At 45.6% G+C, this 21,048-nt stretch carries 12 protein-coding genes and 2 pseudogenes; 6 read left to right on the forward strand and 8 right to left on the reverse strand.

Annotated elements, in window-relative coordinates; all coding sequences use genetic code 11:
• Nucleotides 1-87: 87 nt before the first annotated feature.
• A complete protein-coding gene (locus QUA53_RS11530; RefSeq protein ID WP_333097312.1) occupies nt 88-2,499 on the forward strand; it encodes an ATP-binding protein in 2,412 nt (803 codons plus the stop codon).
• A 275-nt stretch (nt 2,500-2,774) separates the two neighbouring features.
• Here QUA53_RS11530 and QUA53_RS11535 read toward each other — a convergent pair whose 3' ends face one another.
• The 3 genes from QUA53_RS11535 to QUA53_RS11545 form a co-directional block, all read right to left on the reverse strand.
• A complete protein-coding gene (locus QUA53_RS11535) occupies nt 2,775-4,109 on the reverse strand; it encodes a serine/threonine-protein kinase (protein ID WP_333097261.1) in 1,335 nt (444 codons plus the stop codon).
• 154 nt (nt 4,110-4,263) lie between these two features.
• A complete protein-coding gene (locus tag QUA53_RS11540; protein WP_333097259.1) occupies nt 4,264-5,259 on the reverse strand; it encodes a pentapeptide repeat-containing protein in 996 nt (331 codons plus the stop codon).
• A gap of 183 nt (nt 5,260-5,442) precedes the next feature.
• Nucleotides 5,443-7,134 (reverse strand): hypothetical protein, encoded by a 1,692-nt coding sequence (locus QUA53_RS11545; protein ID WP_333097258.1) that lies wholly within the window; start codon nt 7,132-7,134, stop codon nt 5,443-5,445.
• Nucleotides 7,135-7,204: 70 nt separating this feature from the next.
• On the opposite strand from QUA53_RS11545, the gene QUA53_RS11550 reads away from it, so the two are divergent.
• A complete protein-coding gene (locus QUA53_RS11550; RefSeq protein ID WP_333097256.1) occupies nt 7,205-8,704 on the forward strand; it encodes an NAD(P)/FAD-dependent oxidoreductase in 1,500 nt (499 codons plus the stop codon).
• A gap of 418 nt (nt 8,705-9,122) precedes the next feature.
• Here the strand turns inward: QUA53_RS11550 and QUA53_RS11555 are convergent, their stop codons facing one another.
• Nucleotides 9,123-10,133 carry a leucine-rich repeat domain-containing protein gene (locus QUA53_RS11555; RefSeq protein WP_333097254.1) on the reverse strand — a complete coding sequence of 337 codons (1,011 nt, stop codon included), beginning with the start codon at nt 10,131-10,133 and terminating at the stop codon, nt 9,123-9,125.
• Nucleotides 10,134-10,311: 178 nt separating this feature from the next.
• Here QUA53_RS11555 and QUA53_RS11560 point away from each other — a divergent pair, with 178 nt between their 5' ends.
• Nucleotides 10,312-10,770 (forward strand): ABA4-like family protein, encoded by a 459-nt coding sequence (locus tag QUA53_RS11560; protein ID WP_333071127.1) that lies wholly within the window; start codon nt 10,312-10,314, stop codon nt 10,768-10,770.
• A gap of 331 nt (nt 10,771-11,101) precedes the next feature.
• On the opposite strand, the gene QUA53_RS11565 is transcribed toward QUA53_RS11560, so the two are convergent.
• Nucleotides 11,102-14,023, reverse strand: coding sequence for a GAF domain-containing protein (locus tag QUA53_RS11565; protein ID WP_333248855.1), 2,922 nt, complete (start codon nt 14,021-14,023; stop codon nt 11,102-11,104).
• Nucleotides 14,024-14,254: 231 nt separating this feature from the next.
• On the opposite strand from QUA53_RS11565, the gene QUA53_RS11570 reads away from it, so the two are divergent.
• Nucleotides 14,255-15,415 (forward strand): quinone-dependent dihydroorotate dehydrogenase, encoded by a 1,161-nt coding sequence (locus tag QUA53_RS11570; RefSeq protein WP_333097251.1) that lies wholly within the window; start codon nt 14,255-14,257, stop codon nt 15,413-15,415.
• A 102-nt stretch (nt 15,416-15,517) separates the two neighbouring features.
• Here the strand turns inward: QUA53_RS11570 and QUA53_RS11575 are convergent.
• Nucleotides 15,518-15,766: pseudogene (locus QUA53_RS11575) on the reverse strand (hypothetical protein); the annotation flags it as partial.
• The gene (locus QUA53_RS11580) at nt 15,750-16,082 is read right to left on the reverse strand and encodes a hypothetical protein (protein ID WP_333097249.1); all 333 of its coding nucleotides are present in this window, start codon (nt 16,080-16,082) and stop codon (nt 15,750-15,752) included. The pseudogene QUA53_RS11575 and the gene QUA53_RS11580, both read right to left, overlap by 17 nt.
• A gap of 712 nt (nt 16,083-16,794) precedes the next feature.
• On the opposite strand from QUA53_RS11580, the gene QUA53_RS11585 reads away from it, so the two are divergent.
• Entirely contained in the window at nt 16,795-18,705 is a 1,911-nt protein-coding gene (locus tag QUA53_RS11585) for an ABC transporter ATP-binding protein (RefSeq protein WP_333097247.1), read from the forward strand.
• 272 nt (nt 18,706-18,977) lie between these two features.
• Nucleotides 18,978-19,254, forward strand: a pseudogene (locus tag QUA53_RS11590) (IS1 family transposase); the annotation flags it as partial.
• Between the two features lie 277 nt (nt 19,255-19,531).
• Here QUA53_RS11590 and QUA53_RS11595 read toward each other — a convergent pair.
• Entirely contained in the window at nt 19,532-20,983 is a 1,452-nt protein-coding gene (locus QUA53_RS11595; RefSeq protein WP_333097246.1) for an anthranilate synthase component I, read from the reverse strand.
• Between the last annotated feature and the right edge of the window lie 65 nt (nt 20,984-21,048).

Genomic DNA, 21,048 nt, shown 5'->3' on the forward strand with positions numbered 1-21,048 from the left:
CACGGATTCGGGATATATTCGAGCCGTAATCCGCAGCCTATCGACAGGCGAAATGGAGGCAAACTTTATCTTGGGAATAGTGTTTTGATGCTAGTAACGATGATGCACGACTTTTATGATGCACTGGCACATTTGGCAATCTATGCAGATGCCGCACCGGCGGAGCGCCAACAAATCTTGAAGCGCGTTGGGGCTAGTCAGAAAAAACTCAAAGAATTCGCCCACCATACACCGATCAATTACCAACACAAGTTCGATCTGGTTGAGGCAGAATTGCTGGGTGTTTTGGGACAGACAGCAGAAGCCATGGAGCTTTACGATCGAGCTATTACCGGAGCTAAAGCTAACGAATATATCAATGAAGAAGCTCTGGCTTGCGAACTCGCTGCTAAGTTTTACCTGTCATTAGGAAGGGAAAAAATTGCCCGACTATACATGATAGATGCCTATGATTGCTATGTCCGTTGGGGAGATAGATCCAAAATTGATGACTTAGAAAAACGTTATCCTCAATTATTAAAACCGATTTTAGAAACCGCAAAACTCCCTGAACATCCATTAGCAAATTTTTCAACATCTGCTGGGCAAAATCAATCGATTCATCAATCCATTCATCCCTCCATTCATCCGTCTGTTTCGGCGAGCGTCTCTGATTTCGGAAATTTTTCAACAGTGCTCAAAGCTTGTCAAGCGCTCTCTAGTGAAAGAGAACTCGATCGACTAATTGCTAAACTGATGCAACTGGCGATGAAAAATACAGGAGCTGACAAAGGAGCGCTGATTTTGTCAAACGGCAATCAATGGGAAATCGCGGCTACCAGCGCGCTCGACAATTCGGGACTCGAGTGGGCGATCGACTTATCATCCGCAAAACTCAATGAAAATAGCGATATCTTGCCCCTCAAAATTGTTGACGGCGTTAAAAATTTATTGAAACCTGTGATTGTTCGGGAGCTCGCTCAACAACATGATTGGGATTCCGACTCCTACATCCTGAAATACCAACCGCAGAGCCTGTTGTGTTGGCCGATTCTCGATCGAGGCAACTTAGTCGGCATTTTGTATCTGGAAAATCGCTTAACCGCAAAAGTTTTTACCCGCGATCGCCTCCAACTTCTCAATCTCCTGTGTTCCCAGGCAGCCATCTGTTTGCAAAATGCTCTGCTATATAAAAAGTATCAGGATTACAACCAACAATTAGAGCGATCGCTAGTACAAATTAGCCGAACCGAAGCTCAGCTTGCCGATCAGAAAAAAATGCTCCAAGCAATTCTTGATGTCGCTCCGATTTGGATTTGGATGGTTAATCCCAGTGGTAAAGTACAGTTTTTGAACAAAACCTTTTCTCAAAATGTGGGCGTGCCTGTGAGCGCTTTCCTAGCTGTCGATCATTACAAAGATATACTGGGAGAGGATGCAGCGGGGTGTCTGCTTTCAGATGCCGCCTGCCTTGCCCAAGATTTGCCGCATTACTCCAGCGAATCTCTCAGATTTGTTGACGGTAAACTACACTATTTAGAAGTCACGAAAGTGCAGCTAAAAAATTGCCAAGGTGAGACGATCGGGATTATTGGTTTGGGTGTTGATGCCACCGATCGCAAGCGAGCAGCGGAACTTTTGCAAGAGCAAAACCAACAGCTAGAACAAACTTTAAAAGATTTACAGCAAGCGCAACTGCAACTCGTGCAAAACGAAAAAATGTCGGCTTTGGGCAATTTAGTCGCCGGAGTCGCCCACGAAATCAACAATCCGATAGGGTTTATTTCTGGGAATTTGAGCGAAGGTAAAAGAAGTTTAGAAGATGTTATAGAACACTTAGAATTGTATCGCTCCGCTGCATCGCAATCGGAAATAGCAGACCACGCCGAAGAGATAGACCTCGATTATCTTTTGGAAGATTTACCGAAGATGATTGATTCAATGCAACTGGGCTGCGAGCGCATTTGCAGCATCAGCAACAGTTTGCGTACCTTCTCCCGAGGCGACAAAGACTACAAAGTTCCTTTTAATATTCACGAAGGCATTGATAGCGCTGTTTTAATTTTGAAACATCGCCTGAAAGCAAACGAACACCGCCCGCAGATCGAAGTAATAACTAAATACGGCAATCTCCCTAAAATCGAATGTTTTCCGGGTCAATTAAATCAAGTTTTCATGAACCTGCTCGCCAATGCGATTGATGCCTTAGAAGAGTCAAATTTAGGACGCAGTTTTAGTGAAGTTGTCGCAAATCCAAACCGCATCACGATTGGCACTGATGTACTGGGCGAAGGACACATTAAAATTAAAATTGCTGATAACGGTATCGGGATGAAAGAGGAAGTGAAACAGCAGATATTCGACCATTTGTTCACGACGAAAGGTGTCGGCAAAGGAACTGGATTGGGGTTGGCAATTGTCCATCAGATTGCGGTAGAAAAACATGGCGGAAGCATCGAGGTGGATGCGGAGCCTGGAGTGGGGACTGAGTTTGCGATCGTTTTGCCTGTGAAGGGATAAATTTTAATTAAAATTAAATGTTTTTTGGGCGATCGCGTAATAAGATATACTGACTTTGATTGGGGTCTTTTTTTGAAAGCGTTGGCATAACTCTTTTAAAGTAGAATCATTTTTTTGATCGAGCAGTCTGGTTTACAAGCTGTTGCTACTGTACTTAATGAACCTGGAATATGCTGTATTTTAGACCCCCTATAGGTGAGTGCGTGACCGATTTTTAGTTGCGAGATGTCTATTATACAAAAAAATTAATCACCAAGGCTTCGCCCTATAAAAATTTATCTTAAATTTAACCAATCTTGAATTTCTTGCGCTAACCAAGCCGCCTCAACCTCTGTCACATTTGTTGCTAAAGTATAAAAGTAAGTTCCCCTCTCGTTACCTGAACGAATCCTGATTTGATTTCCCTCAGCCAGGGTATATATAAAAGTACCCAAAATTTCCGAAATTTCCCCAGTTTGTTGTAAATAACTCCAACCAAATATCTGATGTTCCAGTTTAAAGTAGTTCCGATTAAATGTAATTTTATTACCCTTGCCCAAAATCTTACCTAAGAAACTTGCTAGAATCGTAAACAATACTAATCCAATAGGTAAATTTACTGTTAGAGAAAATACTAAAATCATTGGCCCCGTTAGCAGTAAAAATAATATTCCTCCAACAGCAACTGAAAAAGGCTTTCTGACTAAACTAGAGGGAATTTTAATGTTTAACTCCGTCGCTGATTTGCTAACTTGAATGCGACAGTGACGCGGTTTAGCAATTTTCCAAACAGTCGGAATTTGAAGATTAGCCCCTTGTATTTTTCCCGATTTCAAAGCTGCTAAAGCCTCTCTAGCATTACTGAAACGCTTTTCTAAGGCGATTTCCGTCATCTTCTCAATCCAGCTTACCAAACTGGGATTCACACTCACGCGATCGCTAAACTGAATCCGAGAATCTTTCTGTGGCAAATCCGCAGGAGTCATCCCCGTTAACAAATGAATTAAAGTAGCTCCCAAAGCATACAAATCCGAAGCCGCCACCGCCCGCCCCCAAAATTGTTCTAAGGGTGCATAGCCACTCGTTCCTACCACTGTAAACGTTACACCTGTCACCGCCGCTTGAGCTTGTACCGCACCAAAATCTACTAGATAAACGTGCCGATCTTCCCCCCAAATTAAATTACTCGGCTTAATATCTCGGTGCAAAACTTGGGGGCTTAATTCATGCAAATAAATTAAAATTTCCAGCACTTCAGTGGCAATTTTTCGTACTTGTTTTTCTGAAAATCTCTGGCCTTTTTCTAACAATTCCTGAAGTGAAAATCCCGGAATATAATCTTGCACTAATCCAAACCAAGGCAATCCTGCTCCGGCTTCCCGCTCTAGGGAAAAATAATCTCGATAGCAAGGAATGCGGGGATGATTTAGCGCCTGCAAAACTTGTGCTTCTCTTTCAAAAAGCTTGAGTTCTTCCCAGTGCATTTCCGGGCTAAAAGCTAACATTTTCAGCGTTACCTGTTCTTGAGACTCTAAATCTACTGCTAGCCAAGTTTGATGACCGGCCGCTGTGCGTCCTAAACGCTGTTGCAATTGATAACGTTCTTGTAAAATTTTTCCTGTATCTAACACAGCATTGCCCTCCAGTTGTGAATGCTAAAAAATAGCCTTAACTATTAAATTAATGACTGCTCTCCTACCCAGCTCATTTTTACTCATAATTGTTAAATCACAGGGGCGGAGATTAACTCTTTTAGTGACAGCCTTAAATTCCTACTAGAAGTAATTACCCGTGCATTTCTCCATTCGGCATAATTGTACCGCGCCACTGAGCACCTGATAAATTAGCAGTGCTCAAATCTGCTCTAATCAAAGTTGTGCGGTGCAAAATTGCCTCCCGCAAATCTGTTCTAGCCAGGTAAGCATCAGTCATATCAGCTTCACTCAAATTTGCCTGATTAAAATTAGCTCGACTCAAATCAGCTCGCACCAAATTAGCTCGACTTAAGTCAGCCATGATTAAATTAGCATTGCTCAACTTAACATCAGTCATAAATGCACCGCGCAAATTAGCGCCAGCCAATTCAGCATCAAGTAACACAGCTCTTTCCAACTTAGCATTGGCCATTACAGCCCAGGAAAAATTTGTTTCTACCAAAGTTGCTTCAGTCAAAAATACGGCATCTAAAATAGCTTCGCTCAAATTTGCCTGAGTCAGATTTGCTTCTCCCAGAAATGCTTCAGTCAAATTAGCATGACTCAGATTAGCCTTAGTCAAATCTGCACCTTGCAAATTGACGCCCCGCAAATCTGCACCTTGCAAATTTGCACCCCGCAAGTTGGCACCCTCAAAAAGCCGCAGCTCCTTTCGCAAATTTGCACCCCGCAAGCACGCACCGCGCAAATCTGCACCTTGCAAATTCACACCTCGCATATCTGCATCGCTCAAATTTGCATCAATAAAAACTGCCAAAGATATGTTGGCTTTGCGAAAGTCTGCACCTTGCAAAGTCGCTCCGTGGAAGTCTGCATCGGACAAATTTGCTCCGCTCAAGTTGGCTTGATTTAAGTTAGCACCGCACAGCTTTGCCTTAGTTAAATTTGCGCGCTGAAGGTTAATTCGGCTTAGATATGACATCGCTAGGTTTGCACCGCAGAGGTCAGCACTGCTTAAATTGACGCCAATTAAATCGGCACCGCTCAGGTATACGCCTCGGAGATTCATACCTTGAAAATCTAGTTCTCCTGATGTATATCGCCTTAAAATTTCGCTGGCATTCATATTTGTTTTTGTTGTTAATTAGGTACAATCTGCTATTTCTAGACTGCTTAAATTTCTGTTCGCGCAGGCGGACTTAGTTTTTGTAGCCCCAGACTTGAGTATGAGAAATTTGATGAAATTTCTTGAATTTCAGTTGACGCAGGCCGACTTAGTTGGTGTAGCCTCAGACTTGAGTCGGGGCATTTAATGAGTTTGATTGACAAATTCTTGAGTCCAAAAAACTGTTTTGCTACCTAACTGTCGCCCGTGAATTTTCACATGAGTAAGATATTTGGATTTTAAAGTACACAGTTTTTTGTGAATGTAGGTAGCTGTCGCCTGTTGGTTTGGTAGTTCAGCAGACTCCAGAATTATATGAAGCCAACCATCTTTAAATCCCGCTGTAGCAACAATTCCTTTAGGCTGTAGCAATTGATTTATCAATTGGGCGATCGCCTTTGGTTTGCCTTGCTTTGCCATTTCCAGAAGCTGATACTGATTTGCTTTATGGCTAGAGTTTTCCTGCGGTATTTCTGAAATATCTTCGCTCAGGTTTTCTGGGATTTCCGAAGGATATTTACCGCTTTCTTTTGACTCCAATTCGCTCAAAATTTCCAGCAATTTATCGGTAAACTTCTGAACTTTCCCTACATACTCTCTGAGATTTTTATATTTCCAGTACAAACGCTCCTCTGCACTTCCCGCAGAAAACTTTCCGTTCAAAGCAGCTTCTAACTGGGTGAATATATTTTCTATTTGCGCCGTTGCGGAGTTAGCACTTTGACTGACTAATTCTGTCATTTCTTCTTCCAATTCCAACTTGCGTTTGATGGAATCGCTAATATTTATAATAACAGGAGCCGCCGGTTCTAAAATTTCGATAATAGTCGGCATTTCTGCAACTGGGAATGTTTCTACCATTTCCTGTCTGAACTCGGTAGCATAATTATGGCTGGTTTCGGGTTCTTTAAACTGTACATTTTCTGCCGTGTCCGGCACTAAGTAACTCTTTTGGGGGTCATAATGATAGTGAGGTGGAGCAGCTTGAAGGATGTGAGTAATCTCGCCTGGATCAAAATAATCGCTGGGCCTGTCAACCAGCTCGCTCTCTTCATAAACACTGTTGTTTAAATGTGTCTGATCGTAATCTTCACTAACCGAAGATTCGGCTTCATAGGATTCTTCCTGTTGCATTTTTGCGTAACAAGGATTCATCGCTTTGATGATTACGCTTGCAGCTTGGTCGTTTTCATCTCTGTTGTCGAGATTGCTAGCAGTTGTGTACAATCGAGATTCGAGTTCGGCTAGGCTGCCACAGACATTAAACAGTTGTCGCAGTAGATTGTCAAGTTCTTGAGTTTTCAGCAGTAGCCAATCGCGATCGCTAAAAGTAAACTCGTGATAAAGAGTAGAAAAAATTAGGATTTTCGCCCTCAGCGGATTTGTTTGCTGCAAAATTTTTTGTCTGACATCAAATAATTTTCCGGGGTTTCTTGCCCTTTCTTCGCTGCTGGGTACTTCCAAACTAAAGTGATCTTCAAATGCGGGAGCTTCCTGACCGCCAAAACTAGATATGTTTATTTCTAATTTGGTGAAATCTTCAAATTCATACAGCCTGCTAAGTTGACAGACTATGAGGTCTGCTACTAAAGCATACTCGGTTTTTTTATTAACCTTAGAGACTATATTATTTAAAACTGCTTCAATATCTTCTAACCTGCTGTATTTGGCGCACAGCTCTTCAATTAAAAGCCTTACATCTGCGCTGGCGAGTTGGGCCGGATCGTTTTCCCAGGACTCTTTACAAGCAAAAAATATTATTTTTTTAATGCGCGAGAGATTCACGTCTTGTTCTAATTCGCGAACAACTTCATCTAAAATAGATAAAGCTTTCATAGTTTTCCTCCCATAAAAATACCCTGTCAACACTCAGCAAGAAATAATACAATTATACCACATTTGATAAATGCAAGACTTTGATGCGATCGTCATTGGCAGCGGTATTGGGGGCTTAGTCGCCGGCTCGATGCTAGCTCGCTACGGCAAGCGGGTGCTCGTCTGCGAGAGCCACATCATAGCGGGCGGGGCAGCTCACAGCTTTTCGCGCCGGGGATTTCACTTTGATTCGGGGCCTTCTTTTTATTGCGGTTTGACTGACCCCCGGTCGTTTAATCCTTTGCGGCAAGTTTTTGATGTTTTGGAGGAATCGATCGCAGCAATTTCCTACGATCCGCTGGGGCATTACCATTTTCCAGAGGGAAGTTTGCCGATTTATTCTGATGCGAGAAGTTACTTAGATGCTGTAGCTAAGTTCGCACCGCAAGGTGCTGTAGAATTACAGCAATTTCAACAAAACTTATTAGTTTTGTATGAAGCTTTGCGTGGAATTCCGGCTTTAGCGCTGAGATCCGACTGGCAGTTAATACCTGTTTTGCTGTCTCGGTACTCACCTGCTTTGCTGAAGCTGTTGCCGCTAGTAGGTGCGATCGCGGGTTCAGCAGGTTCCTTGATGGATCGGGACGTGCGCGATCCTTGGGTGCGGCGTTTGATCGATTTGGAATGCTTTTTGCTGTCGGGTTTGAAAGCGCACGGAACTGTAGCGCCGGAAATAGCTTTTATGATTGGCGAACGATCGCGCTGTGCGATCGAATATCCTGTAGGTGGCAGCGGTGCGATCGTCGATGCTTTAGTCAGAGGCTTGCAGCGCTGGGGAGGAAAATTGCGCCTGGGATCTCCCGTCGAGCAAATATTAGTTGAATCCGGCAAAACCACCGGCGTTCGCTTGAAAAATGGCGAAGTTATCAGCGCCCCAATTGTTATTTCAAATGCCACAATCTGGGATACTTATACAAAGTTACTGCGACCTGAAGATTTGCCGGAAAGCTACCGAAAAAACGCTTTGTCGATGCCCGCAGTAGACAGTTTTATGCACCTGCATTTAGGAATTAAAGCCGAAGGACTCGAAGGTTTAACCGGCCACCACGTTGTCGTTCACGACAGCAAGATTGACATTACAGTACCCGGAAATACTTGCATGATTTCGATTCCTACAGTGTGGGATGCAACTCTCGCGCCGCCGGGACATCACGCCGTTCACGCTTATACATTGGAACCTTACGAAGGTTGGGTATATGGCGAATTGTATCAGCAGAAAAAGCAAGAGCGATCGCAATCTCTGTTTCAAGCTTTAGAAAGAATTATACCGGATTTGCGATCGCGAATAGTCTTAGAGTCGATCGGCACACCGCTAACCCACGCCCGATTTTTGCGCCGATATCAAGGAACTTACGGGCCTGCAATTGCCGCCGGAAAAGGCACATTTCCGGGGCCGCAAACACCAGTCAAAGGCTTGTATCGGGTGGGAGACAGCACCATGCCCGGAATTGGCGTGCCCGCCGTCGCAGCATCGGGTATTTTGTGCGCGAATACTTTGGTAAATTCGGATGTTACAGCACAATTTTTGTAAGCGAATGAAGAAGGAAGTTCGGCAACGAGCAATGTACGGGATGAAACTGATGTAACGGATGTCAGGAAGAAGGCAGAAGGCAGAAGGGAAATTAACTGGTTTCCTGCCTCTGGCTGAGAACCGAGCTCAAGAGGCTCTGCCTCGCTTGCAAAAAACAGGAGGCAGAGCAATAGTGAAATGCGTTCCCAGCCAGAGCCATGGAACGAGGAAAAAACTACTTTTTACAAAATCTGCCTGTTCCCAAAACTGATTATCCACCAGCGGCAAAAGCGCCCATAATTGCGATCGACAAAGCCAAACCTGGCAACAGCAGCAATCCTAACATTAAAGCATCGTGTCCGCTCATCACTTTCTCCTGATATTGACTTTTGACATTATACTCTATAAACTGCCATCTTGCCTCGACTTTAATAATTAATTAAAACCGGCATATAGATTCAGGATTGACAGGGCAAATTTTATTAACAATGGGATTCCCGCGCAAGTCCAGGGTAGTTAACTTTTGCAAAGATTGCAGGGAACTGATATCAGAGATGTGATTGTTGTACAAGTCTAGTAAAAATAAATTATTTAAAGCTTGCAGCGCGCTGGTATCCGAAATCGGGTTGTTGAACAGATAAAGTTCAGTCAAATTAGTTAACGATTTCAGCGGACTGATGTCGGATATTTGATTGTTACCGAGGTTGAGTTCAATTAAATTAGTGAGCGATGTCAAAGGAGTAATATCTGATATTTTATTTTGGAATAAAACCAATTTATTTAAGTTAGTTAGAGCTTTCAACGGAGTCAGGTCAAATATTTCATTTCCGAACAGAAACAGCGTAGTGAGATTTTTTAAAAAAGTAAGCGGGGTGAGATCCGATATTTTATTATTGTAAAGGTAGAGTGTCTGGAGTTCAGTTAAATTTTCCAGAGGAGCGATATCGGAAATTTGATTGTTGTAGAGAATCAACGCATTTAAGTTAGTTAAGTTTTTCACCGGATTGATGTCGGAAATTTTGTTGTCAAACAAGACAAGTGCGGTAAGATTAGTTAGATCTGCTAGGGGACGGATATCTGAGATTTGATTGGTATCGAGAACGAGTTGGGTCAGATTTATTAGAGATGAAAGCGGGCTGATATCTGATATTTGATTAACATCCACAATCAAAGTTTTCAGATTGATTAAAGATTGCAGGGGAGCAAGGTCAGATATTCGATTGCTGCCGAGAATAAGATTAGTAAGTTTAGTGAAAGAAGAGAGGGGACTGATATCGGTAATTTGAAGATTTTTGAGATTAAGTTCTGTTGTATTAGAAATCAGTTCGTTGGCTCGATCGCACTCGGTAGTGTCTGATATTTGCAACAGTATTTCTACCGTATGTTTGGCGTCGGGCGAGAGATTCTCTTTTTGCTTGCACCAATCGGAAAAGTTATTATAAGTTGTCATGGGCTGTGCTGGCTTAATCGATTTTAGATGCGAGATTTGAAATTTTAGATAAGTATAGCAATTCTATTTCATTTGTGAATGACATTTTTTTCGGCTTTTGATAAATTTCAGCAAAAATTGTGTAAAGTAATCTTAACGTCCTTAATTGAATTGCATTCGTAGGAGCCAAGAGCCAACTATGACACCCGAACTAATTTTTAATGCCGGTAATCTGTTCGTTGTGCCTTTCTGGGCAATTATGATTTTATTACCCAACTGGGGAATTACCAGAAAAGTGATGAATTCCTTTATTCCGTTTGCAGTCCTAGCCGTTTTGTACATATATTTGTTTGGTAGCAGTCTGACTGCGGAAAATGCGGCTGCTTTGTCGAATCCTAAGTTAGCAGATATTGCTAAGTTTCTGGGGGAAGAAACGGCGGCGGCTACGGGATGGATACATTTTTTAGTGATGGACTTGTTTGTCGGGCGCTGGATTTATTTGGAAGGGCAGCGGACAGGAGTTTGGACGGTTCATTCTTTAGCTTTGTGTTTTTTTGCTGGACCGATGGGATTGCTTTCTCATATTGTAACTGCTTGGATTACTCAAAGGTTTTTCCCAAATTCTGAGACGGCGGAAACTGTTACTTCATCGGTTTAGGCACAGGTTTTTAATACCTTGGATGTTATATCGCATCCGGTTGCATCAGAATGATTAAACCGCGAAGGCGCAAAGGACGCGAAGGAAGAGACAGAAGAAGATGCGGTTATTCCTTCGCGCTATGAGCGTCTTCGCGGTTCATTTAATCTTACGACCTAACAGAACTCGATCTAATACAAGCGGAGTTGATATCAATCATCTACTCTGGGACGCAGAACCTAATTATGTAGGGTGCACCTGAAGCACTTGACCGCTAGAAGTTAGGTAGGGGCTGGTTTATAAATACCTAGTATGTGAATTGCAGATAGGGTGAACTCGCCCCTACAGAATTTTAAGAATTGGCTAGGGGCAGCACTAAACGAGCCACAATTAAATTGTTTTCTAACATTTCTATAGAAAAGTTTCCCCCCATTAAGCGTACCGCTCGCTGACAAATTAAGAGATTTTGGACGATCGACCTATTGGAACTAGAAACCGCTAATATATCGGGTTCGGAACTGCCGTTGAAGGCAGCAATTAAGTGTCGATCGCACGCGCCGCTATCGATCACAGACAATTCTAACAAATCTTCCCCCAACAACTCAGAGCGAATCTCAATCTTGGCGCCAGCAGCAGAGCGCCTGCAAGCCGCCGCCAGCAATTCGCACAGGATCAAATCCAGCTTGATGCTGTCCCCGCGAACGCTCAAAGTCTGGCCGGTCGGCATCGACACAGCAGTTTCTCTGTGCACTTCCAGCAAGACTTTCGACTGTTTGACCAGGGAGGCCGTTCGATCGAGCGATCGCCTCAGCCAAGCGCTCACAGGCACCGCATCTTGTGCGAATTGCAGCCGCCAATGTTCCTGTTTCAGCAGCAAATGAGTTGACCCCAAAGCATTGCCAATTTGCCGCAAAACCTGTTGGTAGCGCAAAGTTTTCAGAGCATCCTTTTGTTCCTTCACTGACTGGAAAATCGACTGACTCAACTCCCCCAACTCCTTCACCCCCGCTCCCACAGTGCGGTAAAACTCCTCAAAACGGCGCTGTTTGTACCAGTTGAGCAACTCCAGATCCAATCGCTGCGACTCGCTTGCCGATTGCACCGCCAAATACCTGCGCCACCAAGCCAACTGAGACGCCATCGAGCTGAGTAAACTCACCGACAACTCCGACCACTGGCGACCCGGAGCGTCCGCAGCCACCACAATGCCCGCCGGAGCGTGTTCTGGGGCAGTCCGCAGCGCCACCGTCAGAATCTCGCCAATTCCCGGACTGCGGAGCCACCGCTTCGTCGCCAGCGGCAGTTGGCTCGTGTTCTGTTGCAGCACCCCCGCTGCTGCCAGGGTTTGTTGGATCAAAGCGTCTGTTTTGACAGGAATCACCGCCTCGGGATTGAGGGCAAATACCGGATTGGCAGCTACCGTCGCCACGATGGAACCTTCCTCCTGACCCGGATTCCAAGTAATTACGGCGACTAAAGGACAGGAAATGGTCTGGGAAAGGTGTTGAGCAAAGTTACGATCGAGCTTTTGTAGCGGCAACTCTGGGAACATCGTCGGTGAAGCAGCAGATATCTCTTGCTCAGATTGCTCATCAGGAGAATGTTGCAAAACCCCCAAACCCGATTTGAGCGAGCGCTCAAATTGCTGATATTTGTCGATTGCCGAACTCTGCTGCCACGAGTGCAGGATCAATCCTAGTTGTTGGCCCACTAGCCGAACTAATTCTTGCTCAGATCGCCTCCAAGTGCGAGTTGCATTGTGTCCGACAACCAGCAAACCCTCGATCGATTTTCGATTGGCGATTTTCGATTTTAGATTCGGGTTTTCTCCCTCTTTCTTTTTCCCCCTCGTGGTCGATGCCAAAAGCGATCGCACCCCAGCTTCCCCCAACACTTCCCGCCAAGGGCTCAACCGCCCGTCTTCCTCCCAATTTTCAATAGCCACAGGTTCGCTTTCTTGCAACAGCCCCACGTCAGCCACATCGAGGGCGTTGAGCGGCGACGGCACTGACCTGCGGTTGCGGGGCAGATTTTGGCAGACAATTTCAAAGCGATTTTGTTCTTCGCCGTACAGCAGCAGCAAAAAGTATTCGCATTTGAGCCGGTCGCACAACTGTTCGGCGGTATTTTTCAAAGTCGCCTCCCAGTCAGCATCGCTGTAGATGGCGCGAGCTATTCCTGCAGTTAAATCTCGATCGATCTCAATTTGCTGAATTTTCTCCTCCATCTCCGACACCGGAGCCGTCAGAGCCACTAACTGCGCCACTCCCCGCAGGTAATGTTTTTCATTGTCTTGCCAAATCCGGGGTTCGCCGGCTTCGACTGCCAAAAATCCCAACAATTCCCCTTCTGAAACAATCGGCGCAGCCAACAGAGAGCGAGCGCGGATTTGCTGCATCAACCGCCCCGTCAGCTCAGTTTTCAGAGAACTTTGAGATTCACCGATCCAAACCATTTCTTCCCTGCCCAAAGCCTGATAAAATTCGCCCAAGTCTTGAACGGTGATGCCCGAAGCCGCTCTGCCGGGCCCCCCCAAACCCGGAGTAACTTCCCGGTTGCTGACTCGGCGCCAAAAATAGCGCCGCTCTCGCTCGAACCAATAAACATTGGTGCGCGTCGGCTCGATAAATTCATGAGTTTGTTCGACAACCGCTTGCAAGTATTGGTCGAGCGATCGCAGTTCCCCCAACTGCGAAATCAGCGCTAAAAGAGACTCATCTGGGTGTTTAACTTGTTGTCGCTGCCAATCTTTTTCTATTTGATAAAGAGCAGTTGCCAGCGCTCCAAATACGATCGCCAACTGCGTTTTTTCCCCCGACTTGGGCGACGCTCCCCATACCTCAGTTCCGAGCAAAATCACGCCGTAGCAGCGGTCTTTGTAGCGCAGCGGAAACAGAGTCGTGCCTTGAATATTGAAAGTTTGAGCTGCTTTGCGCCATTCTCCAGCTCTACTTTCCGATCGCAAATCCGGGACTCCCACCGGGCGGAGCTGAATCACCACTTGTTCGAGCAAATCCCCTGGGCTGAGGGCAAACCGCTGTTTGAGAAAAGACTGGTCGCCGTTAGGAGTTATGCCGCCTTTCCCGAACAATCTGTGGGCCTGTCGATCGTACAACCCGATCCAAATCAACCGCCAGTCAAATTCCGTTTCCAAGTAACCGAGTGTGGTCGAAAGTAGCACTTCCACATTCTCCTCTTCTCGGAGAGTCTGGAGAACGCGCTCTAGGGTCGCGATTTGTTCGTCTAAATCCTTTGGTCTTTGCTGCTGCCCCATTTCCAAGCTTCCCCGCACCTTTGTCTGATTTAAAATTACTAACTTAAATATTCAAAAAATTAAAATGCAAAAGAATCAACTTATAATATAATCGTCTCACTTATCCCTCAATCTAAAACATTGGATAAAGTCGATCGAAGTTGAAGTAAAAACTTCGCCTTCACTGTCTGCTCCTGAATATTTTTATTTCCCTTCTCATTTCTAATTTGTAAATTGCCCCAGTACAAATCATTGGATATTTATCAATCAAGTGTACGCCCGCTGTTGTTTTCCGTATTGAAAACCGATGCCGAGTGGCTGCACAACCGCACTCTCCAATTTCTCGAACTCGCAGCCAGAACCCAGTCAAACCCCGCAACCCGCCAAATGCTCTGGCGATTGCAGAAATCTTTGGGAGTCCAAGATTCTTGCCTCGAACAATCTTTGTGGGGACTGAGCTTTAACAATCCTGTCGGCTTAGCCGCCGGATTTGATAAAAACGGCGTAGCTGCCGATATTTGGGCAAATTTTGGCTTTGGCTTTGCCGAACTCGGCACTGTCACTTGTCAACCGCAGCCGGGAAACCCCCAACCTCGCTTGTTTCGATTGACTCAGGACAGTGCAGCCCTCAACCGCATGGGATTTAACAATCAAGGAGCCGCGGCAATGGCAGCCCGGTTTCAGGCAGCACAGAAACAGTCAAAATTCGATGCCTCGCGCCCCCTGCCTCAGTCTCGGTTCCCCTTGGGCATCAATCTCGGTAAATCTAAGGTAACACCGTTAGAGCAAGCCGCAGCCGACTATTTGGAGAGTTTTAAGCTGCTGAAAGATTGGGGCGACTATTTTGTAGTGAACGTTTCCTCTCCGAATACACCTGGGTTGCGATCGCTCCAAGATGCTGCTGGGCTAAGCACAATTTTGGAAATTTTGCAACAAGAAAATCAGGGAATCAAGCCAATTTTAGTCAAGATTGCGCCGGATTTGGAGTCTGAGGCGATCGTATCAATCCTCGACTTAGCAAAAACCTACCAACTAGCAGGAATTATCGCCACAAATACCACCATCCGCCGCGACGGATTGAAAACACAAATATTGCGAGAAACAGGCAAACCAATCGCCGAAGAAGCCGGGGGAATTAGCGGGCTTCCCGTGCGGGAGCGATCGACAGAAGTAATCCGATTTATCTGGCAATATACAAAAGGCGAATTGCCCATAATTGGAGTTGGCGGCATTTTCACCGCCGAAGATGCTTGGGAAAAAATAGCCGCCGGTGCGAGTTTAATTCAAGTCTACACCGGTTGGGTTTACGAAGGGCCTTGGATGGTGAGGCGGATTCTCCAAGGGTTGTTGCAAAAGTTAGAAGAAGGCGGATTTAGTTCTATTTCGGAGGCAGTAGGTTCTGGCAATCAATAGACCTAAGAGTGAAAAGCAAGTCTTGGGCAGGCAGGATGTCAGCCCCACAAGAATTGTTGAAGAAGTCTAATAAATTATTGCAGCAGGATTTACGCACCGACTCTAACGAGTTATTAACTCTCTTATGTCACTTGAGGCAGAATAAAAATAGAAATCCGGGTAAAACAGGAATATAAAAATTGAGCAAGTCAGCCTATAAACGATAGATTGAAGTTTAGCAAGTCCTAGAGATCATTGAGGAATAGGCAAGACTGTAAGCCCCGGCTGAATTAAGTTCAATATGGTAAAAGGTTGAAGTATGATACGAAGATTGTTCAAAATATTCTTCCAGCCCTTACCGCTCCACCTCCTTCAACCCGTCCTCTAGCAGCATCCGCACAATATCGACTTTCTTGCGCCCCGTCCTGGCTGCCAGCATCGACACTTTACGATGTAGAGATTCGGACATATCCACCGTAAACCTTACCGTTGCTTCTTTGTCTGGTGCTTGGAGTCGGTGAGTCAGACTGCTCTCTTGGGATGCAGCGGGGACTGGTTCTGCTGCTGATGCTTTCGGCTGCGGTGCTGTTAGGGCTGGCAGTGCAGCTTCCAGTATTGGTGGTGTTTCCGTTATAAGTGATGCTGTAGGTGTTGTTCCTAGTGATACAACTTCTTTTGGTGCTTGCACACCTGTTTTTATGTGTGTTAGCTTATTACTTAGAAGAGCATATGTGTCAACGATTACCGTCCGTCGTCGTTGTTTGAGGATGAGGAGTGGTTGAATGCTTCTGAGTCAGGGTCGGTGGTTGTCCCGGTTAAGTCATCCACTCCAGCAAAACGGAAAGCTTCAACAAAATGTACTTCTGAGGGTTTTCCAGTTCCAAGTTTTCGGACGTTAATAACAATTTTATCGACAATCGCTAAAAACCGAGTCTAGCCTAAATTGCGTCTGGTTTCAGTTAGTTTCGACAAGCTGACAATGCCAGCTCCTTTACAACAGAGAGCTTTGGATTTACTGAAGGTTTCCCTAATATTGTAGTCATCTATTGAGGGAGGGCGTTAGCCCGATTGCCCGACTGATGGGGGTTTTGCTTGGATGCGATCGACCGCAGGGGGGAAGTTCCGATTAAAAAGTTGAGACTATCTCAACGAAAGCGACCGCTTTGCGAAAAGTTTCGTGCTTTGCATCACACCAGAAAGCACGCGCGAGCTCGCTTTCTATCTAGCTACCCTTGAACAACGAAACTATACTTACATCTTGCACCAGTGGAATAATCTCACATTCCATCTGCCCTGCTTGACAACAAAGGTTATAACTCAAAGTTAATTTCTAGCTTCTCTGACTGGGGTGAAACTTCCTAATTGGTGCATTGTCTTACTTAGAGGCACGCAGTATATTTATGAATTTTCCATTCAAAGCACGTTTGAAGAGCCAGAAGAATTCACCAAAAATGGTGATGCCGTTAATTAACCAACATTGGTTGGTGCGGATCGTCCTGCGCTCCATTTCCTACTTTCGCAAAGACTTATGGCTGATCGTCACGCTCTTGTTGTTGATCGGAGCATCGGTATTTTTCAACCTTCTCAACGCCTGGCCGATAGCGATTCTAGTCGATACGGTTTTGTCACCAACTCCGAAATCCAACTGGATTCATACGCTGTTTCTTGCTCCGTTCGGTGAAAGCACGCTGAACCGAATTTTCGGAATGGCATTCGTCGCGATGATTATTAGAATCCTGAGCGAGACCGTTTTCATGCTGCGTAAGATGTTGAACTACCGCATTCAGTACAACGGAACCTTGCGGGTTCGCACCGAACTCTACGACAAAATGCAGGCGCACAGTCTCGGCTGGCACGGCTCCCGATCGCAGGGTGACGCAATCTATCGGTTGAGCTACGACAGCCTCGGCCCCTGGGGGGTAATCGATACGCTTATCGGCTCCACTGCAGCATCGGTGACGCTGACGGCGATGATCTGGATCATGCTGTCGCGCCATGTCCTTCTCACCGTGTTTGCGCTTTCGTTCACTCCGCTTCTAATACTGGCGAATTGGTACTTCGAGGGAAGGATTAGGAGTCGAGCCCTTGAGTCGAAGCAGACCGATGCGGTGATGACCTCAACCATGCAGCAAGCTATAGAGTCGATCGGGCTAATCCAGTCCTTCGGTCGAGAAGCAACGGAGTCGCGGCGCTTCGGGCAGGCGGTCGAACGCAGCGTCAAGGCCTCCCTTCGGCTTAATTGGCAAGAAAACCTCTATCCGCTGGCGGTTCAGGTAGTTTTCGCCCTGGGAAGCGGGGTAATCTTAGGCTACGGCGGATACCTAGTTTATCGCGACCAGTTCTTGCGTCCGGTGCAGGGCGGCGTGACCATCGGCGATCTGCTCGTATTCATGGCGTACCTGGGGCAGTTCTGGGACCCGATAGGTTGGGTGTTGGGGTTCACTACTAAGATCCAGACGTTTGTAGCTTCATGCGATCGCGTCTTTACGGTCATTGACGAGCCGCCTGCTATAAAAGATGAGCCTGATGCGCGATCGCTTCCCGTCCATCCCCGCACACTAGCACTTGCCGACGTGAGCTTCGAGTACAACTCTGGGCAACCCGTCTTGCGGAACATCAGTGCTAGTATCGAGCCGGGTCAGATGGTGGCGTTTTTGGGCCCTAGCGGAACGGGAAAGAGCACGTTGCTCAATCTTTTGCCGCGCTTCTACGACCCGACATCGGGCAGCGTCCTCCTCGACGGCTTTGACCTCCGCACCCTTAAGATTGCCGATGTTCGCAAGCACATGGCGCTCGTCTCGCAAGGCAGCCCACTATTCCCCGGAACGATCGCAGAGAATATAGCCTACGGTCGCCCCGATGCTCTGCTCTCCGATATTCGGGAAGCGGCGGCTGAATCCGGGGCAGCCGAGTTCATCGAAACCTTGCCGGAGCAGTATGATACCTTGATCGCGGAGGGCGGTCAGAACCTATCGGGCGGACAGCGACAGCGCCTAGCTATTGCGCGGGCGATCGTCACTAAGGCTCCCATACTCATCCTCGACGAACCCACGAATGCGCTGGACTTGAAGCACGAGCAGTGGGTACTAGAGACTCTGCAACGTCTACGTCGCAACAGAACCATCATCTTGGTCACACACCGACTTGAAACTGCCGTAGACTGCGATTTGATTTTTGTGATGCAGTCGGGCGAGATTTTTGAGTCTGGTACTCACGCCGAACTCCTTACCAAACAGGGACTCTACTACCGAATGTTGGGCTACGGTACAGTAAAATCCACAGGACTTACGCACAAACCTTGCATCGAGTAGGGACACAACATGGCGAACTTATTCTGATTCTTTTGCTTCAATCAGTGGGCGTTGACTGCCTGACTGGGAATAGCACTGGCATTAACTGACCCAGCGGCACAGAAGGCTGCTCATGAACCAATATTAAGGACAGCAAGGCAAATAGCCACAGGACTGACTATTTCTGAAAAAGTGCAAACGTACTGGAGATTTGGGAAAAGGATGCGATCGCGATCGGCTACGATCCTGGGCGTAAAGAATATAGATGGCTTTTTGGAGGATCTCAGTCCGATCTCTGGCAATCTTTACCTCCTGTCTATAGAAAATGTGCTGTTTGTGATACTGATTTTTTGGATTCTTATTCAGAAGTGCTACCTTTTAAAAGACATCGACCTGTAGGCCAAGAATCGGGAAAAACCAGTCATATTGAAAGACTTAATAATACTTTACGGCAGCGAATCTCTCGTTTTGTTCGTAAAACCTTGTCTTTATCAAAAAAACTGCTTGCACCATATTGGGGCTATTTTTAACTTTGTACATCACTATAATTATTGCATAAGAGAACGATAAGCTGTTCTACATTTAAACTGTGTGTCAAAAATCAATAAAACTCTTATGGGACGGGCTTCTAGCCTGTCCATAATTTCCAATTTAAAGGCGTAATAGCTTCTCATTACTGTGAATGACTACCAAAAAACTATCATGGCAATACCATACCAACATTTTCCTAACCTTAATACTACAATATTTTTATTTCTCCAAGCAATTTCGATCGGTATTACATCTAAAGTAAATCGGCGCTCGTAATTTTCAATAATCTTAAAAACTCGATCGATATAATACGCCTCTAATCAAATATTTCCGCTAATTTCAAAGCATTAACTTGAGCTTGAGCTTTATGCAGCGACTCCTGCCATTCCCTTTCTGGATCGCTATCAGCAACAATCCCCGCACCCACTTGTCCCCAAACAACTCCCCCGGTCGTACCGTCACTTTTTGGTGCATATAAAAGGGTGCGAATCAAAATATTTAAATCCAGGTTGCCGCGCCAGTCTAAATAACCGCAGGAACCGTAAAATAAATTGCGCTTCACGGGTTCCAATTCTTCGATGATTTCCAGACAGCGCACTTTCGGACAACCTGTAATCGTACCGCCCGGAAATACCCCTCGAATTAAGTCGATCGCGTCGCAATCTCCTCTTAATGTACCGATAACATTACTGACGAGGTGCATCACGTGACTGTAGCGTTCAACGGTCAGAAATTCGTTAACTTTTACCGAACCCCATTCACACACCCTCCCGATATCGTTGCGCTCTAAGTCAACTAACATAATATGTTCGGCTCTTTCTTTGATATTCTCTATTAATTCCTGTGCTAACTTCTCATCTTGAATGCAGGTTAAACCTCGCGGTCGCGTTCCCGCGATCGGTCTAGTATCCACTTTTTTTCCTAATAATTGAACGAGTCTTTCCGGCGAACAACTAACTATCGCCCCCCACGGAGTTTGCCAATAACTTGCAAAAGGCGAAGGATTGATCCGTTGCAAAGCGCGGTAAATTGACCAACTACTGCAATCTGTACGGGCTTCAAACCGCAAAGATAAATTTGCCTGAAAAATATCGCCCGCATGAATATACTTCTGAGCTTTTCGCACTATTTCTTTATACTCACTCTCAGATAATTGGAAAATAGGAGTAGCGGAATTTTGTTGATAATTTTCTGGTAAATTATTCTCGATTATTTCTCGATCGGTTTGCTCTAATTGATGCTGCATAACATCGAGGTGAGAAGGTTGACTCGCAGCCAACCAGAGAATTTGCGTTTGATGGTCTAAAACCGCAAAAGATTCTGGTTCGTACCAACAGCTAACCGGGAAAGGAAGCGGATCGGTATTGAGTTGGGGCAGGTGTTCGATTTCCCATGCTAAATCATAACCTAGCCATCCCAACCAACCCCCAGTAAAAGGAATTTCCGGCGGTACATTCACTGCTAAATTTTGGTTGTGAGAGTCCAAGAGAACCCGCAAAAAAGGTAAGATTTCACCGACGGGGGGTGTCCATAGCTCAGATTTACCATCAATTATCCGGGGAGAACCTGCACAAATAGAATATCGTACCAAGTTAGTAGAAGATGTAACTGGACTTTCTAGTAGAACTGCCATATCACGGGGGAAACAATCCGATCGTGAGCCTGCACAGTCGGCAGTTTTACCGAGAAATAAAATTTCAAAAATCTCCGCTCCGCTGCGCTGATTTAGGGGAAGTTTTCGCCAATGCCAAGATTGTATTTGTTTCATAATAGATTGCATGAGGGTTAACACTTTCAGGACTTACGCTACAAGTCAATTTTGACACTATCTGT

The sequence above is a fragment of the Microcoleus sp. Pol12B3 genome, assembly GCF_036701355.1.
Lineage (GTDB): Bacteria > Cyanobacteriota > Cyanobacteriia > Cyanobacteriales > Microcoleaceae > Microcoleus.